The organism is Clostridium zeae, assembly GCF_017312485.1.
Classification (GTDB): domain Bacteria; phylum Bacillota; class Clostridia; order Clostridiales; family Clostridiaceae; genus Clostridium_AR; species Clostridium_AR zeae.
In genome coordinates this window covers 40,567-58,680 of sequence record NZ_BMBA01000011.1, presented here as the reverse complement: position 1 = coordinate 58,680, position 18,114 = coordinate 40,567, and the positions used below count along the sequence as shown (strand labels likewise).

The 18,114-nt window shown below is 30.7% G+C and carries 14 protein-coding genes; 12 read left to right on the top strand and 2 right to left on the bottom strand.

What is annotated here, in order from left to right:
• The first annotated feature begins 1 nt into the window (after nt 1).
• The 5 genes from yhbH (at nt 2) to J3477_RS24480 (ending at nt 4,261) form a co-directional block, all read left to right on the top strand.
• Entirely contained in the window at nt 2–1,177 is a 1,176-nt protein-coding gene (gene yhbH, locus J3477_RS24500; RefSeq protein WP_206872860.1) for a sporulation protein YhbH, read from the top strand.
• Entirely contained in the window at nt 1,177–2,547 is a 1,371-nt protein-coding gene (locus tag J3477_RS24495; RefSeq protein WP_206872859.1) for a SpoVR family protein, read from the top strand. The genes yhbH and J3477_RS24495 overlap by 1 nt, the downstream gene beginning before the upstream one ends.
• Nucleotides 2,548–2,800: 253 nt before the next feature.
• Nucleotides 2,801–3,343, top strand: a complete 543-nt coding sequence (locus J3477_RS24490; protein WP_206872858.1) for a rubrerythrin family protein — start codon at nt 2,801–2,803, stop codon at nt 3,341–3,343.
• Between the two features lie 12 nt (nt 3,344–3,355).
• Nucleotides 3,356–3,544, top strand: a complete 189-nt coding sequence (locus tag J3477_RS24485; protein WP_206872857.1) for a hypothetical protein — start codon at nt 3,356–3,358, stop codon at nt 3,542–3,544.
• Nucleotides 3,545–3,679: 135 nt separating this feature from the next.
• Entirely contained in the window at nt 3,680–4,261 is a 582-nt protein-coding gene (locus tag J3477_RS24480) for a hypothetical protein (RefSeq protein ID WP_206872856.1), read from the top strand.
• A gap of 35 nt (nt 4,262–4,296) precedes the next feature.
• On the opposite strand, the gene pssA is transcribed toward J3477_RS24480, so the two are convergent.
• Nucleotides 4,297–4,818, bottom strand: a complete 522-nt coding sequence (gene pssA / locus J3477_RS24475) for a CDP-diacylglycerol--serine O-phosphatidyltransferase (RefSeq protein WP_206872855.1) — start codon at nt 4,816–4,818, stop codon at nt 4,297–4,299.
• 542 nt (nt 4,819–5,360) lie between these two features.
• Here pssA and J3477_RS24470 point away from each other — a divergent pair.
• A complete protein-coding gene (locus J3477_RS24470; RefSeq protein WP_206872854.1) occupies nt 5,361–6,239 on the top strand; it encodes a YegS/Rv2252/BmrU family lipid kinase in 879 nt (292 codons plus the stop codon).
• 166 nt (nt 6,240–6,405) lie between these two features.
• Nucleotides 6,406–7,059, top strand: coding sequence for a hypothetical protein (locus tag J3477_RS24465; RefSeq protein WP_206872853.1), 654 nt, complete (start codon nt 6,406–6,408; stop codon nt 7,057–7,059).
• 153 nt (nt 7,060–7,212) lie between these two features.
• Here the strand turns inward: J3477_RS24465 and J3477_RS24460 are convergent, their stop codons facing one another.
• Nucleotides 7,213–9,231 carry a YgiQ family radical SAM protein gene (locus J3477_RS24460; RefSeq protein WP_206872852.1) on the bottom strand — a complete coding sequence of 673 codons (2,019 nt, stop codon included), beginning with the start codon at nt 9,229–9,231 and terminating at the stop codon, nt 7,213–7,215.
• Nucleotides 9,232–9,611: 380 nt separating this feature from the next.
• On the opposite strand from J3477_RS24460, the gene J3477_RS24455 reads away from it, so the two are divergent.
• The 5 genes from J3477_RS24455 to J3477_RS24435 all read left to right on the top strand — a co-directional run bounded on the left by J3477_RS24455 (nt 9,612) and on the right by J3477_RS24435 (nt 18,093).
• Nucleotides 9,612–11,405 (top strand): sensor histidine kinase, encoded by a 1,794-nt coding sequence (locus tag J3477_RS24455; RefSeq protein ID WP_206872851.1) that lies wholly within the window; start codon nt 9,612–9,614, stop codon nt 11,403–11,405.
• A complete protein-coding gene (locus tag J3477_RS24450) occupies nt 11,380–12,942 on the top strand; it encodes a response regulator transcription factor (protein ID WP_206872850.1) in 1,563 nt (520 codons plus the stop codon). Before J3477_RS24455 ends, J3477_RS24450 begins: the two co-directional genes overlap by 26 nt.
• A 117-nt stretch (nt 12,943–13,059) precedes the next feature.
• On the top strand, nt 13,060–13,986 hold the full coding sequence (locus tag J3477_RS24445; RefSeq protein WP_206872849.1) for an ABC transporter permease: 927 nt from the start codon (nt 13,060–13,062) through the stop codon (nt 13,984–13,986).
• A 12-nt stretch (nt 13,987–13,998) separates the two neighbouring features.
• Complete coding sequence (locus tag J3477_RS24440; RefSeq protein ID WP_206872848.1) at nt 13,999–14,934, top strand: carbohydrate ABC transporter permease; 936 nt, start codon at nt 13,999–14,001, stop codon at nt 14,932–14,934.
• 27 nt (nt 14,935–14,961) lie between these two features.
• Complete coding sequence (locus tag J3477_RS24435) at nt 14,962–18,093, top strand: alpha-mannosidase (protein ID WP_206872847.1); 3,132 nt, start codon at nt 14,962–14,964, stop codon at nt 18,091–18,093.
• Nucleotides 18,094–18,114 lie beyond the last annotated feature (21 nt).

Here is an 18,114-nt window from a genome sequence, read left to right as displayed (position 1 = left end):
TATGGCAATATTCAGAGACCATGCTGAAAATCCAGTTGAACACGATAGAGCGATAGAAGATAGAAGAAGACATAGGCAGTTAGTTGAAAAGTCTATAAAAGAAAATTTAGGAGATATACTTTCAGAGGAAAGTATAATAGGAGAATCAAAAAATAAGAAGTTCAAAATCCCTATAAGAGGGATAAAAGAATATCAATTTGTATACGGAAATAACAATGGTGGAGTAGCCAATGGAACTGGTGAAGAAAAAAGAGGAGATAAGGTAGGAAAAGCTTCAGAGCAAGGGGGCAATGGCCCCGGCTCTGCTGGCAATCAAGAAGGTGAAGATGTATATGAAACTGAGATAACTTTGGAAGAGTTATTAGATTATATAGTAGAAGATCTTGACCTGCCTAACCTAGATAGAAAGAAGTATTCAGAGATAATCGTAGAAAGTGCTGGAAGAAAAAGAGGTTATCAAAGATACGGAATTAATCCAAGACTTGCCAAAAAGAAGACAGTTATGGCAAAGATAGCTAGAAAGCAAGGAAAGAAAAGGGCACTAGCTGAAGTTGGAAAAGGTGAAGAAATTGAAAGATTTCCATTTAGAGAAGAGGATATGCGATATTATAAGGTAAAGAAAAAACCTAAAAAAGAAAGTAATGCGGTTATGATCTTTATAATGGACGTATCTGGATCAATGGATAATTCAAAGAAGTTTCTTGCTAGATCTTTTTTCTTCGTACTATCTAGATTTATACGAAGAAAGTATAACAATATAGCTTTTGAATTTATATCACATACCACATTATCTAAAGTTGTTAATGAATATGAGTTTTTCCACAAAGCTGAGTCAGGTGGAACTTATATATCTTCAGGACTTAACAAAGCCTTAGAGCTTATAAAGGAGAAATATAACCCAGATATGTGGAATATATATCCTTTCTATGCATCTGACGGAGATAACTGGAGTGAAGATAATGAGAGAGCTATAAAAGCGGTAAATGATCTATGTGAAATAAGTAATTTATTTGGTTATGCAGAACTGTTGCCTTCTACTTATTCTACAACTATGTACTACAGATTTTTGAAGGAAATAAAAAAGAAAAATTTTGCAATGGTTGTAGTGAAAGAAAAGAAAGACCTGTGGAATGCATTGAAATTTATGCTATCTAAGGAGCTTAAGGAGGAAGGGTGATGGATTATACAGTTAGAGAATTAGAAAAATGGAATGTATTAATAGAAAATATGGCAAAGGAAGTAGGTCTTGATTTTTACCCTCAAGAGTTTGAAATAATAGGGTATAATGAAATGTTAAGCTACGAGGCTTATGTAGGAATGCCATCAAGATATCCTCATTGGAGTTACGGAAAAGCCTATGAGAAAAACAGAACACTATATTCACTAAATCTCACTGGATTGCCATACGAGATGGTAATAAATTCTAACCCAAGCTTGGCATATCTAATGAAAGACAACACATTACTTCTTCAAATATTAACTATGGCTCATGTATATGGACATAATGACTTTTTCAAGAATAACAGATTGTTTAAGGAAGGTACTGATGCAGACCATACCTTGGAGATGTTCAAGTTAGATGCAGAGACTGTGAGACGATATATCAATAATCCAAGTATAGGATATCAGAGGGTGGAGAGGGTTTTAGATGCAGCTCATGCCATAAGATATCAGATTAGTCGTGTTATCGGAGAGAAAAAGATATCACAGAGTGACCAAAGGAGAAGACTAATAGAAGATTATTCAAGAAAAGTTGAAAGCAAAGGAATCTTAGATAGTAATGATCCTATTGAGGAGCCTAATTTATCAAAAATTCCTTTAAGTCCGGAAGATGATTTGCTACAGTTCATAATAGATTATGGTGATTTGGAAGATTGGGAGAAGAGTCTTTTAACTATAGTAAGAAGAGAAACATTATATTTCTTACCACAGATTGAAACAAAGACAATGAATGAAGGATGGGCGAGTTTTTGGCATTATAATATACTTAAGAAGCTCAATCTTCCTCAGGAATTGCATTTTGAATTCTTAAAAAGACATAATGATGTAGTTGCTCCGATGCTAGGAGGTTTAAATCCTTATTATATTGGATTTAGAGTTCTTGAGGATATCGAAAAGAGATATGGCAGAGATAAGATTTTTGAGGTTAGAGCTATTGAGAGAGATAATTCGTTTTTAAGAAAATATCTTACTGAAGAATTATGTGCTGAACTTAATTTGTTCCAGTATGCTAAAAAAGGCTTCGATTATGTAGTTGATGAAGTAGCAGATGAGTCAGGATGGAAGAAAATAAGAGATACTATAGCCACTAACACTGGGGTCGGAAGTATACCGTATATAAGAGTTATAGATTTAAATAGAAGAGATAATACTCTTACTTTAGAGCATGTATTTGACGGAAGAGAATTAGATATAGGTTATGCCAAAGAAACCTTAAAGTATGTTCAAGAATTATGGGGCTATAAAGTAGTATTGGTTAGTAAGACCAAAGAACTACAAGATATATCTATAGTTTGTGATGAAACTAAAAAGATAACTACAAAATAAAAAATCGCGGGAAACCGCGGTTTTTTATTTTGTAGCTGTTAAAACAATGGTCTTAAACATAGCCTTTATTTTATGTGTGTTAAAGAGTTCCTATATGTAAACTTAATTTATATTTTTTAATTCTTTCACCAGAAACTAGGAGAGGGTTAAAAATAGATTTTGGTTCGAATTGGTACATCTATAAGGTGTAGTTGGTAACAATTGGAATATATTTGAATATATTAATGTGTGTAGTATTTTTAGGAGAACTTTTATGGAAATAAAGGATAGTGAAACCTTAAAGAATTTGCTAAAAACCTTTGCAGGAGAGTCAAGAGCAAGGAACAAATACAATCTATATGCTGAAAAAGCAAGGCAGGAAGGGTTTGTATGGATAGGTCAAGTTTTTGATTTAACTGCATCAAATGAATATGCTCATGCAAGAGAAGCGTGGGCCAAATATTTATGTATGGTGAAATCAACAGAAGAAAACCTGTTAGATGCAATGGAAGGTGAATGGCAAGAAGCTAATAAAATCTATAAGGAATTCGAAGAAGTAGCTAGAAAAGAAGGATTTGAAGCTATTGCAAACTTCTATAAGGAGCTTAGAGAAGTAGAAGAGAGCCATAGAGAAAGATTTAAAGATATATATGAGAAGGTAAAGTGTGGTACTGTATTTAAATCTAGCACAGAATCAGTTTGGAGATGTATGAATTGTGGCTATATTTATGAAGGGAAACAAGTTCCAGAAGTATGTCCTTTATGTAAGTTTCCAAGAGCATATTTTGAACCACTCACAGAATGTAAAGATAAATAGGAGGAAAATAGCATGAAATTTTCTTATGCGGATGAATACTTTTTTCCAGTTGTAATGAAGAATATAGAGTTATTTGATTTTACTGACAACGAAACAGAAGAAGAACTTTTAAGAAAAAAGAAAGATGAAGATCTATTTAATGAGCTTTTTAAAACCGTAGATGATGAGTTTATAGATGAATTATTGCGAAGTAACATATAAAATGTATTGGCTTGTTCTTTATTGAGCAAGCTAATGTATTTTTGTAGAAGGCACTATAAAGTTGACGTTTTTTGTAAGGAATTAAATAATAAATAAATTAATATATTGTTATGATAGCAATAATAAGGTGATTGAATGGAAAGCTTTAAAGAGTTATTTGATTCATATTTTATTGAGGTAAACAATTTAACTGAACTATTAACAAAATACGTTAATTCATATAGATTGCTTATAGGTGGTGCAGGTGAACTCAATGGAATTGCACTTGCTAGAAAAAAAGAAGTAAGAGATGCTATAAAGAGGGCTAATCAGCTTGGTGATATTATAGATGTCTTACTTAATGTTATTCAAAGTGTTGAATGCTGCTATCTTGATTACATACGAATTAAAGCAGATGTAATTGCAGTAAAAACTGCTCAAAAATCTATAATATTAACAGAGATAGATAATGATTTATTATTCCAAAATTCAAGTGGAGGTCCTGGAGTTCCTGGAGGACCTGGAGGAAGGCAACCTATTCATCCGCCAAATACAAGAAAGAGACGCAAAAGCAAAAAGGATGATAAAGACGATGATTGTGAAGATCATGATAAAGATAGAGATGATGAAAATGATAACTGTGAACCTTGTGATGATAGGGATAGGGATCATGAAGACGGAAATTGTGAAGATCACCACGACAATGAAGATGATCATAAGGATTTTGAACATGATTAAAGGACCTAAAAGGTCCTCTAATCTGTCAGTGTATATTAAAGTTTTTTAAGTTTAAAATTCGAAATCATTAAATAAGAGAAGATTAACATTAAGATTACAGGTAAAACCATTGGTACAGTATATCTTGTTGTAATCAGAGAGAATATAGCCATTAAACTACCTGCTATTGTTATTGGAACTCCTCTAAACACACCGTCAAATTCAGCTAAATTATATCTAGCTAATCTGAAGGCTCCACATATAGGGAATATAATCAATGCGCAATATCCTAATAGACCCCTTGGGCCAAAGCTGTTGAAACCGAATTGCGAGTAAATTAATATAGAAGGAGCTACGCCGAAAGATACTAAATCTGCTAAAGAATCTAATTCTTTACCTAGCTCACTAGATACATTAAGAAAACGTGCCACTCTTCCATCATATCTATCAATAAGTGCAGCTATAATTACAAATATTGCTGCTAAAAAATAATCTGCATTTAGCGTTGCAAGTATTGAGAATACTCCAAAAGATAAATTTGCAAATGTAAATAAATTGGGTATACTACTTTTTCTCATATAATCACTCCTAGTAAAATAAATATAATTCCATCATCAATAAATAATTATAACTCATTTTTAATAAAAGTATAAGAGGTAAAATCTCATATATTCATCATTAAATGTAGATATTTAATGATTTTTACTTGTTTTACTAACAAAATACCATTTGCACACTATGTAAATCTATAATAATCTTGAAATTGGCTATAATATATTATGATATAACAAAAGTTCAAATAATATTTACTTTGGAAATATTAATTATATAATAAAGCAGTACATATGAAAATTAATTATTTACATATACAATTTAGTTAGAAATTAAGTTAAATTAATTTAAGAATGCTTTATGACATAAAAATTGTTAATTAAGTAGTTTGATATTTGACATTTGGAATATATAACTAATAAATTATAATTAAAATCGAAATTTCAAGATAATGGGACAACCTCGACATAAGTTTATAATTCTGCTATAATGTTTAATGATTGATTTTGAAAAGAATATGATGTAAAAAATGCAATAATTTTACATAGTGTTATTATGGAGGTATTCTATGAGAAAGGTGAAATTTATATACAATCCATTTTCAGGTGAAAATGTTATTCTAGATGAATTAGATAAAGTTATAAGTATACATCAAGAATATGGATATATAATTGTTCCCTACAGAATAAATAAAGAGTCGGACATATCAGAAGCTCTAAATGATATTGATGAAGAATATTACTACATTTTAGTAGCTGGTGGAGATGGAACTGTGGACTCACTAGTGAACGCAATGAAGTCTAAAAATATAGATTTGCCAATTGGAATATTACCAGTTGGAACTGCAAATGATTTTGCAAAATTTTTAGATATACCATCAGATGTAGGAGCTGCATGTAAGAAGATATTAGATAGTTCTCCTAAGCCTGTAGATATAGGAAAAATAAATGACAAGTATTTTATAAATGTGGCAAGTACAGGTCTATTTACTGATGTCTCCCAAAAAACTGATGAAAACTTAAAAAATATGATAGGTAAGCTTGCCTATTACTTAAAAGGTTTTGAGCAACTACCTAATTTTAGAAGGCTTAAGGTTAAGATTTCCTCTAAAGAATTAGAGTATGATGGCCATATGTATCTGATGTTAGTATTTAATGGTCAAACAGCAGGAAATTTTAAATTAGCTACTCGTGCTGATGCCATGGATGGTTATTTAGATGTAATAGTATTTAAAGCTGTTTCTATAAAGGACTTAATACCTTTATTTATAAGAGTTATCAGAGGGGAACACTTAGATGACCCTAAGGTTATATACTATAAAACTAAGGAAGTTACAATAGAAACAGATGAAGATATAGTTACTGATATAGATGGTGAAAAAGGTCCAGGATTTCCGCTACGCTTAGAATGTGTTGAAGGCGGTATAAAGGTTTTAGGAATAAATTAAATAATACATTAATAAATTATAAGTAAGAGTTTCTTTAAGTTTTATAAGCAATATCATAAATAAAAAGCTATATTAGATTTTCTTTTATTACTTAATAGCAATAAGAGATGTATAGTAAGATTTTTGAATGCTTGAGGCTAAGAACCAAAATATTAAGAGGTGTGATATGGTAGGGGTATATCTATACTTTGTAATATTATTACTTATAATTTTTTTATGCATATTTATATTAGACAAGCTATTAAGATGGGCGCCTATAAAAATTAAAATAGTATCAATTTTTATGATACTATTTGTTATGCTAAAGTATATTACTTTAATTTTACTTGCATTACTGGAAGACCCAAAATATATATACTATATTAAATATTTAGTTTTTCTACAGTACGTTTATATTCCAGTGATCTTGTATATTATATATTATATTTGTAGAAGGAATGATAAGATTAAATTTTCTACTACTTATAGTATTATGGCTGCCTTTGCAATATTTTACTCTATACTTTTAGCTGTTTACGAACCTAACATAAGAATATCGTTAAAATTTGGATATATAATTATGTTAAAATCAGAATATATATTTACGTTAGCATTTATTATAGTTCCAACAATAATTTTAGTTCTATCTATTTTGGCATTAGATAGAAATTTTGTAAACAAGCCTGGAATTAGACTGATTATAATTGCAACCATATTTATAATATTAGATAATTTAGTAAAGCTTTTTGGAATAAGCTTGTATCCATATAGCATTATAAGCGAGCTAGTGACTTTGCTAGTATTTAATTATTGTATTGGACTATTTAAGAAGTTATATTAATTCTTTGCGCAAGCTCATTAAAGAATCGGATGTATAACAACTTAATTTTAGCAAGATGCTTTAACAGAACCAAAATAAAAAAAGAACCCATTATTGATAAAAGACATATTGAATTATGTTCTTTATCAATAATTAAGGTTCTTTTTTTGAGTTCTAATGTACTCTTTTGCTTCTTACATTTGTAGAATTACCTCTAGTGTTATTGCTCTTGCCGGACTTGTTACTGAAGCTTTTGCCATCTTTACTATGACTTTTTTCTGAAGGTCTACTGTTATGATTTATGTCAGAGGTTTTGCTATTACTATTTTTTGGGTTAGTAGAATCCGGTTTACTTGTTTTTTTACTACTACTTTTATGGTTTCTTTCCTTAGCTGGAGTCCAATCTATTAGACAGTTTTTATCTTTACCTATGAGATCTTCTCTTCCAGCTTTAAGTAATGCCTTTTTAACTAGTGAATGGTTTTTTGGAACTGCAAACTGCAACAATGCTCTTTGCATACTTTTTTCTTCTTGAGTCTTTGGTGTATATACTTTTTCGCCAGTAAAAGGATTCACTCCAGTATAATATATTGTTGTTGATATGCTTCCTGGTGTTGGATAAAAGTCTTGTACCTGTTCAGGAGTATATCCCATTTCCTTGATATAAAGAGCTAATTCAATAGCTGCTTTTAGATCACTTCCTGGATGAGAACTCATCAAATACGGAACTAAAAATTGTTTCATCCCTATCTTATCATTTACTTGGTAGTATTTCTTTACAAATCTATCATAGACTTCTCTTGTAGGTTTTCCCATTTGTGCTAATACCTTATCGCTAACATGCTCAGGGGCAACTTTTAGCTGTCCGCTTATATGATGTTTGCAAAGTTCAGAGAAAAATTCGTTATTTTTATCGTGAATTAAATAGTCATATCTTATTCCGGAACGAATAAATACCTTTTTAATGCCTGGCAAAGTTCTAACTCGTCTAAGCACTCCTAAGTATTCGCTATGATCGGTGATAAGATTGCTACAAGGTTTAGGGAACATGCATTGCTTATCTTTACAAGTCCCAAACTTTTCTTGTTTTTTACAAGACTTATGTCTAAAGTTAGCAGTTGGCCCCCCTATGTCATGTATGTATCCTTTAAAGTCATCTAGGGTAGTAAGCAGTTTTGCTTCATCAACTATTGAGTTACCACTTCTATTTTGTATTATTCTTCCTTGATGGAAGGTTAAAGCACAGAAGGAGCAAGAACCATAGCATCCACGATGGCTTGTGATTGAAAACTTAACTTCATTTATAGCTGGTATGCCGCCTTTTGCTTCATATATAGGATGATAAGTTCTAGTGTAGGGTAAGTTATAGGTTATATCCATCTCTTCTTCAGTTAAAGGAAGTTGAGGAGGATTTTGAACTAGATATCTATCACCGTGGGGTTGTATAACAGTTTTACCTATTATAGGGTCTTGTTCGTAAGACTCTAATTTATAACTTTCACCATATGCATCTTTACTGCTTACAGCTTCTTCAAAGGAAGGAACTAATACATAACCTGATAAATTACTGATATCTTTTGTTAAATAGCAAGTACCCCTTACATCTGTAATTTTCTTAACTTCCATGCCGTAAGATAAAAGGTTTGCTATCTGAACTATGGTCTTTTCTCCCATACCATAGCTTAATAAATCAGCTTTCGAGTCTAAAAGTATGCTTCTTCTAACTTTATTATCCCAGTAATCATAATGCGCAAATCTTCTCAGTGAAGCTTCAATTCCTCCAATAACTATAGGAATATCTTTAAAAGCCTCCCTTATTCTGTTGCAATAAACTATAACTGCTCTATCTGGTCTATGCTCTGCTTCTCCACCTGGTGAGTAGAAGTCATCTCTTCTTTTTTTCTTTGCAGCAGTATAGTGGTTTACCATGGAATCTATATTTCCTGAGTTTACTAAGAAACCGTACTTTGGTCTTCCTAGCCTTTTAAAGTCTTCAGAATCATGCCAGTTTGGTTGAGCGATAATCCCAACGGTAAAGCCGTTTGCTTCTAAGGTTCTTCCTATGATAGCAGTTCCAAAGGAAGGGTGGTCTACATAAGCATCGCCAGTAACTATTATAAAATCTAATTGCTCTATATTACGTCTTTTTAAATCTTCTTTGCTAATAGGTAAAAATTCTTTTGATAAATTCATTATAAGACTCCTTAGATTAACATTATAAATGATATATTTTGAATCTATACTCAAATCATATATATTAACGATAGACTGAATGTTTTCAATAGATTTAATTTTGTTGAATAATTATATCTTTGTCACTAAGTTATATTATCATAACAAAGGATAAAAAGAAAGAAACGAATTATGGGATATATTTATATCAAATGTTAAAGGGAAAAAGGAATTGATGTAGAAATAAAGATGAAACACTTCAATCCTAAATCTATTTTCAAAACTACTCTGGGTTCTAAGAGGAGAATTTGAAAATATAAATTTAATTATGAAGTGGTTCATCTATATATTGATAAAAGTTTGTGTATTATAAAATGTAAACCTTTAAATGGAGGGGAATTATGTTTATTAAAACAAAGTTATTCAGAAGATTGTTTTTTGTATATTCATTTATAATATTTGCATCTCTTTCTAGTCTTTCTATATTTTTTATTAATAAGACCACTAAAAATATTAAAGAACAGCAACAGTATTTGAATGGGAAAATAGTAGAAGATACAAATCAGTATATAAATAGTCAAATAGAGAATACAAGAACTCAAATAAATGAGCTTTATAGTGATAATCAAGAGATGGGTGATATAATATTTTACTTAAATAATCCTTTTGATGTTTATATAAAAAACAAACTGGATATATATGCTAAAAGCGATAAATTGACTTATAGTGGAGTAGATTCATTTGTCAAAGGTTGTTACGCTAATAATTCTAATATTGATAAAATATGTTTGGTAAGCTTTAAACAAAATTTAGCCAGCATTTATGATTCACAAGGTTATGTAAATAACTATAATATTATGGATAATAACTATGGAGTAATTCATTGGGAAGAGAGTGAAAAGAGTGTAGTTGAAATATTAAAAAGTAAAAGTAAAGCAGTGAACTCCTATTACTATTCGGTCAATTATGTAATAAATCCAGACAACTTACAGAAAGTTGGAATGTTAGTATTTACATATAAAATGGATCAGTTAGATCAAATATATAGAGAATATGATATTGATAAGAATGAACTTATTGTAATGAACAATGAAGGAGAGGTTATATATGACTCTTCTCAGAAGTATGTGAATAAATTTTATCCTTATTTCTCTAAGATAGGAAGCGGCAGTGAAAGCATCTATTTAGATACTCCTTCATATGTTGATTTTAAACCAAATACAGCAGGTTTGATCATCTTAAGCATTATACCTGAAAATTCAATTTTAGATAAAACAAAGATATTCATAGAAACAATCATTATTGTTGTTATAGTTTTAATAATATTAAGTGAAATAATAGTATACTTGAAAATTAAAAAACTAGAAAGAAGAACTATGAATATTGTTAAAGCAATAGATAATGTAAAACAAGGAGATTTTAAAACAAGTATTCCAATTGAAAAAGAAGATGATGAGATTAATTTGATAGCTCAAAGTTTTAACACAATGTGTGGTACATTAGATGATTATATTAAAAAAGTATATCTTTCTGAAATAAAGCAAAAAAATACAGAAATTATTGCACTGCAAAATCAGATAAATCCACATTTTTTATATAACACTTTAGAGTCAATCAGAATGAAAGCTGTTATTAATGGTGATAAAGAAGTTGGCAGAATGCTTTATAATCTTGCAACACTATTTAGAAGTGTAGTAAAAGCTAAAAATATTGTTACAATTGGACAAGAAATTGAGTATTGCAAAATGTATCTAGATTTATACAAATTTAGATATGAGGACAAGTTTCAGTATGAAATTGATTTTGAGTTTGAATTATTAAATAAGCAAATTATTAAATTTGTTTTTCAACCAATAATTGAAAATTTTCTTATTCATGGGATGGATTTAGGAATAACAGATAATTTTTTAATGATTAAAGGTGAAAAATCTAAAGAAGATATTTTTATAACTATTGAAGATAACGGTAAAGGACTAGATGAAGAACAAATAAGAAGATTAAATGAAAATATAAAGTCACCTAGTGAAACGAAAAACTCCATAGGTTTAGCTAATGTACATGAAAGGATTGTATTAGTCTATGGTGAAAGCTATGGTTTGAAAGTTATGGAAGGAATGGAAAAAGGAATAAAAGTTATGATTAAGATACCTGATAAGGAGGTAGAAGAATTTGTACAAAGTAATGTTGGTAGATGATGAAAAGCTTATAGTAGATGGCGTAGAATGTATAATTAATTGGGAAGAATTGGGACTTGAGGTCGCCGGCAAGGCTTCAAGTGGTACTGAAGCTCTAGAAATGTTTAATAAGAAGAATGTGGAAGTTATAATTACTGATATTACTATGCCTAATATGGATGGATTAAAATTAATTGAAGAAATAAAAAAAGTAAATTCAAAAACAAAGTTTATTATGCTAAGTGGATATGATGATTTTCAATATGCAAAAAAAGCAATTTCAATAGGGGTAGAAAATTATATATTAAAACCAATAAATGAAGAAGAATTAGAAGCTTCACTAAAAATGACAGTAGAGAAGATAAAACGAGAGAAGGAAAGCCCAAGGCTCAAAAATCAAGAGATAGAGACTATAAAAGAAAATATATATAATAGATGGGTTACAAATAAGATAAGTGGGTATGAGCTTGAAGAGAGAGGTTTTATTCTAGAGTTGAATCTTAAATATGAGAATTATTGTGCTGCATTAATCAAATTAAGAAATAATAAAAAAAGAAATTGTACAATGTTGCTAAATATAATTAAAAAAAGAATGAAGTTTGATAATATTGATTTCTTTAAAGATTTTGAGGATAACATTGCTATTATATCAGGATGGAATGATAGTGAATCATCACAAGAAGATTTTGAAAAGATTTTAGTGAGAATTAGAGAGTATATAAAGAATGAATTAAATGAAGATGTGTTCATAACCGTTGGAGAAGTGGAGAGATTTAGTTGGAATGCGTATAAGTCCTATGAAAGAGCTAAAAAGCTTCAAAGCTACTTATTAATTTATGGTTTTAACAAGATAATAAATGGAGCGAGTTTACTACAAAGGTACAACAATCCTGAGCATATATCTAAAGTTAATTTAGAAGACTTCTCTAAGGTTCTTATGAAAAAGGATAGGAATAACCTTGAAACCTATATAACTGAAATATTTAAGAGTATTGAAGGTAATGAAACTGCTGCACCAGCTTTAGTTCAGGATGTGGCAGTGACAATGATGATTATTATAAGTAGAACTATGAAAGAACTCAATATTGGACATGAATATGACTATAATAGCATAAGCAGGATGGTTCTTTCAGTATGTAATATGGAAACATTGGATGAGGTCGATGAGTGCATAAAAGAGGAAAGTTTAAAAGCCTTGGATATTATTGAGGCAAATAGTTTTAAATTTAGTCCAGTAATTCAACAGATAATAGATTATATTAAACATAATTTTGCAAAGGAACTTTCTTTAAAGATGTTAGCGGACCAGTTTAATATAAATACTTCTTATCTTGGCCAATTGTTTTCAAAAGAAGTTGGTATAAGCTTTTCTGATTACTTAAATAAGATAAGAAATGAAAAAGCCAAGGAACTACTGTTAAATACAAATATGAAAATAAATGAGATTGCTGAAACTATTGGGTATTTGGATACAAGCTATTTTTATAAGAAATTTAAGAAGTACTATGGTGTATGTCCAAATACCTTAAGAAGCAGCAAAAATTATTTTATTAGCTAATAAGTAAACTGAAATAAGTACAATAAATCTATAGATTATCAACTATAAACCATATTTATGTCATGGTATATTTAACTCAAAGCCAAGTTCTTTAGAGATTTTAAGGAGGTTATGAGTATGCGGAGGTTTTTTACACGGTTAAATACTAACAAAGAACTTTTGCTATTAGCTATGCCAGGAGCAATATGGTTTATTGTTTTTTCTTATATTCCAATGGCAGGTGCAATTATAGCATTTAAGAGATTTAAGATAAGTGGAGGCTTTATAGAAAGTCTTATCAAAAGTAAGTGGGTAGGGTTTGATAATTTTAAATTCTTATTTAATAGTAGCGATGCCTGGGTTATAACAAGAAATACAGTATTGTACAACTTGGTTTTTATTTTTTTGGGAATAATTTTACCGATTTGTATAGCTATAGCTCTAAATGAACTTACGAGAAAAAGATTAGCTAAGTTTTATCAAAGCTCTATGTTTTTACCCTATTTTTTATCATGGGTTGTTGTAAGCTATTGCCTATTTACATTTCTCAGTCCAGAACAGGGATATATAAATGGTTTAATGAAGCAGTTTGGAGCTGATGGGGTTTCGTGGTATAGCCAAGCGAAGTATTGGCCATTGATTCTAATCCTTGTAAGTCAATGGAAAGGCATAGGTTATAATACTGTTGTTTATATGGCTTCTATTTGTAGCATAGATAAAACTTACTATGAGGCAGCCATGATTGATGGCGCATCAAAAGCGCAACAAATAAGATATATCACAATTCCGTTGCTTAAACCTGTAATAACAATTTTATTTATACTTGCAATTGGAAAGGTATTCAATGCTGATTTTGGACTGTTTTATCAAGTACCAATGAATTCAGGTGCATTATATCCAGTAACAAATGTAATAGATACCTATGTATATAGAGCTCTGATGAACATGGGAGATATAGGAATGAGTTCAGCAGCTGCATTATATCAATCTTTCGTTGGATTAATCCTTATAGTTGTTACTAATAAAATAGTTAAAAAAATAGATAGTGAAAATGCACTATTTTAGGGGGTGGGATTGATGTTAAAAAGTATACTAAAAGTGGAGAGTAGTCCAGAGGAATTAAAGTTTAATCGCATTAAAAATAGTACAAGCGTAATTATTAATATAATTATGATTATTCTGGCGGTTATTTGTATTCTTCCATTTGTATTTGTAGTTATTATTTCACTTACCAGCGAGAAATCCTTGCAACATAATGGCTATAGATTTATTCCAAAGGAGTGGAGCCTAAATGCATATCAATATTTGATAGGTGCAGGGAGTCAGCTTATGAAATCTTATGGAATAACAATTTTAGTTACTGTACTTGGGACTGTAATCGGTTTGATATTGATTTCCTCTTATGCTTATGTCCTTTCAAGGAGAACCTTTGCGTTTAAGGGGTTCTTTACAAAATTGGCCTTTATTCCAATGCTTTTTAGTGGGGGGATGGTATCTTCTTATCTTGTAATGGTAAGGTTTCTTCATTTAAAAAACACTATATGGGCACTTATTCTACCACTTGCTATGAATACTTGGTATGTAATCATATTAAGAACCTTTTTTAAGACTTCTGTTCCAGAGGCAATTATTGAATCAGCTAAAATTGATGGAGCGAGCGAGTTTAGAACCTTCTTCCAAATAGTATTACCAATGTCTTTGCCAGGAATAGCGACCATAAGTCTTTTCTTAACCTTAGGTTATTGGAATGATTGGTTTAACGCCATGTTGTATATTGACAAGGAAAGCTTGATACCACTTCAATATTTACTTATTCGTATAGAAAATAGTATGGAATTCTTAACAAGCACTAAGATGTTAGGGGTAAATGCTATTGGAATATCTCAAAACTTGCCGAAAGAAACGGCAAAGATGGCGATGGTGGTATTGTCAACTTTACCGATAGTATGTGCTTATCCATTCTTCCAAAGGTATTTTGTAAAAGGTTTAACTATTGGAGCTGTAAAAGAATAATAAAAATATAAATAAAGGAGAATTAATATGTATTACGTTTTTGAGAGAATTCAGAAGATATGCAATGAACTAAAAAGTCAGGTTTATAAAGATAAAGTATCAATAAATGACTATAAGATGTTAGAAGGATATTATTTAAATATAGAAGCTGTTGATTCAGCTCAAGAACAATGGAAGGACTTTGAAACTGGAGATTTATGGGGTGGGAGAGACCGTCATTGTTGGTTTAGGACAAAGGTGCAGGTACCAACAGAATTTCGAGGACAAACAATTGCCTTGAGTTTAAAAACCTTTGATGAAGGTTGGGATGCTGTGAATCCTCAATTTATTCTATATATTGATGGGGAGCATATTCAGGGGTTAGATATAAATCATAGAGAGGTTATACTGACTGATAGTGCTGAAGCCGGAAAAATATACAATGTAGATCTGCATGCATATGGTGGCATGGTAGCAGATAGGAAAGCTAGTTTATATGGAGAGCTGGTATTGGTAGATAAGTCTATAAGAGAGTTATATTTTAATATTCAGGTTCCTATTTGGGTTTGTGAGAAGCTGAGTAAAGAGGATAAACGAAGAATAGATATGCTAAGTGTACTTAATGAGGCAGTGAATATTCTGGATCTTAGAAAACCTTATTATGATGAATATTATAAGTCTATCAGAGAAGCTAATGAGTTTTTGAAAAGTGAGTTTTATGAGAAGCTTTGTGGAAAAGATGAGGTGATTGCAACTTGTGTAGGTCACACACATATTGATGTAGCTTGGCAGTGGACTGTAGCTCAAACAAGAGAAAAGGTAGCGAGAAGTTTTTCTACGGTGCTTAAGCTTATGGAACAATACCCAGAGTATAAATTTATGTCAAGTCAACCAGTGCTATATAAGTTTTTAAAGGAAGACTATCCTAAAGTTTATGAAAAGGTAAAAGAAAAAGTGAAAGAAGGAGTTTGGGAACCAGAGGGAGCAATGTGGCTTGAAGCTGATTGTAATGTAACTTCAGGTGAATCATTGGTAAGACAAATTCTATTGGGAAAGAGGTTTTTTGAAAAAGAGTTTGGTGTGAAAAATGAAATTTTGTGGCTTCCAGATGTATTTGGCTATAGTGCCGCGCTTCCACAGATTTTAAAAAAATCTGATATTAACTATTTTATGACCACAAAAATTTCTTGGAATCAGTTTAATAAAATGCCTTATGATACTTTCATGTGGAAGGGGATAGATGGTACAGAAGTATTAACCCACTTTATTACTACAAAAGATCCATATCAAGATCCAAGCATGCACTTTACCACATATAATGGACAAATTCATCCAGGTGCAATAATGGGTGCTTGGGAAAGATATCAGCAAAAAAATATCAATGATGATGTATTAGTTTGCTATGGATTTGGAGATGGTGGCGGTGGAGCCACTTATGAAATGCTTGAGGTTGGAAGAAGGCTTAATAAGGGAATACCAGGTTGTCCTAAAGTGGAAATGGGAACTGCAAAAGATTACTTTAGAAATATGGAGAAAAAAATTAAGGATAATAAGTATCTTCCTAAATGGTCAGGTGAATTATATCTTGAATATCATAGAGGAACTTATACATCTATGGCAAGAAATAAAAGAGATAATAGAATTTGTGAAAATTTATATGAAGCTAGTGAAAAATTCAATTCCTTTAATACAGTTTTAGGAGGCAGTTACCCGCAGGAAGAACTAAACAAGGGATGGGAAGATATACTTCTAAATCAATTTCACGATATATTGCCAGGTTCATCAATTCAGGAAGTATATGAAGTTACTAAGGAAGAGTATAAAAAGTTACTAGAGAGTGGAAATTATACATTAAATAAAGCACTTTCTTCATTAGCAGGAAAGATTAACTTGAATAGGACTGCAGTATTGGTGTTTAATTCATTATCTTATGAGAGAAATGACATAGCAAAATTTTCTGTACCTGAGAATATAACAAATCCTGCTTTATTTGATGAAGAAGGAAAAAAGGTAATTTGCCAGAGGATTGAAGGTGGAGAGGCAGTATTTTTTGCAAAAGAAATTCCTGCTCAAGGGTATAAGACTTATTATATCGTAGAGGATCAAGAGAATTACGTTGATAGTTTAATAAACATAAATAAAAGTTATATAGAGAATGACTTTTTTGAAATCTGTTTTGATGAAAAAGGACAAATTGAGTCCTTTTATGATAAGAAAAATAATAGAGAACTATTAAAGGCAGGAGAAAAAGGTAATGTACTTCAGGCCTTTGAAGATAAACCTATGAATTTTGATAATTGGGATATAGACATATTCTACAAAGAAAAAATGTGGAAGGTGGATGATATCCAAAAAGTTGAAGTAGTTGAAAATGGCCCGGTAAGAGCAGCTTTGAAGGTAGAAAGAAGGTTTTTGGATTCAACAATAATTCAAAAAATATTTGTATATAGAGATATTGATAGAGTTGATTTCGAAACTTATGTGGATTGGAAACAGTCGCAAGTATTACTTAAAGTGGCATTTCCTATTGATATAAATACTAATAAAGCTACCTATGAAATTCAATATGGAAATATAGAAAGACCAACTCATAGTAATACTTCCTGGGATGTAGCTAGATTTGAAGTTTGTGGACAAAAATGGGCAGATATATCAGAAGGGGATTTTGGTGTCAGCTTACTGAATAACTGCAAATACGGACATGATATTCAAGAGGGAACAATGAGGTTAACTCTAATAAAGAGTGGAATAGAACCTAATCCTACAACAGATCAGGAAGAACACTATTTTACTTATTCCATATATCCACATAAGGGAGAGTGGAAAGCTTCTGAGACTGTTAGTATGGCATATAACCTTAACGTGCCACTTTATACAAGAATAGAACAGGCACATAGTGGAGAGCTTCCAGTGAAATTATCATTTATTAATGTAGATAAAAACAATGTAATGATTGAAACTGTAAAAAAAGCAGAAGATAGTGATGAATTCATTGTTAGAATGTATGAGTTCCATAACAAAAGAAGTAAAGTAACTATGGAATTTTTTAAAGATATAGTGAGCGTTAATGAATGCAGTCTTATGGAAAAAGATATAGAAGCGCTTGACATCAGTGACAATAAGGTTGAATTTGTAATAAAACCTTTTGAAATAAAGACTTTTAAAGTACAATTTAAATAAAAATATAATGGTCTGTCAAAA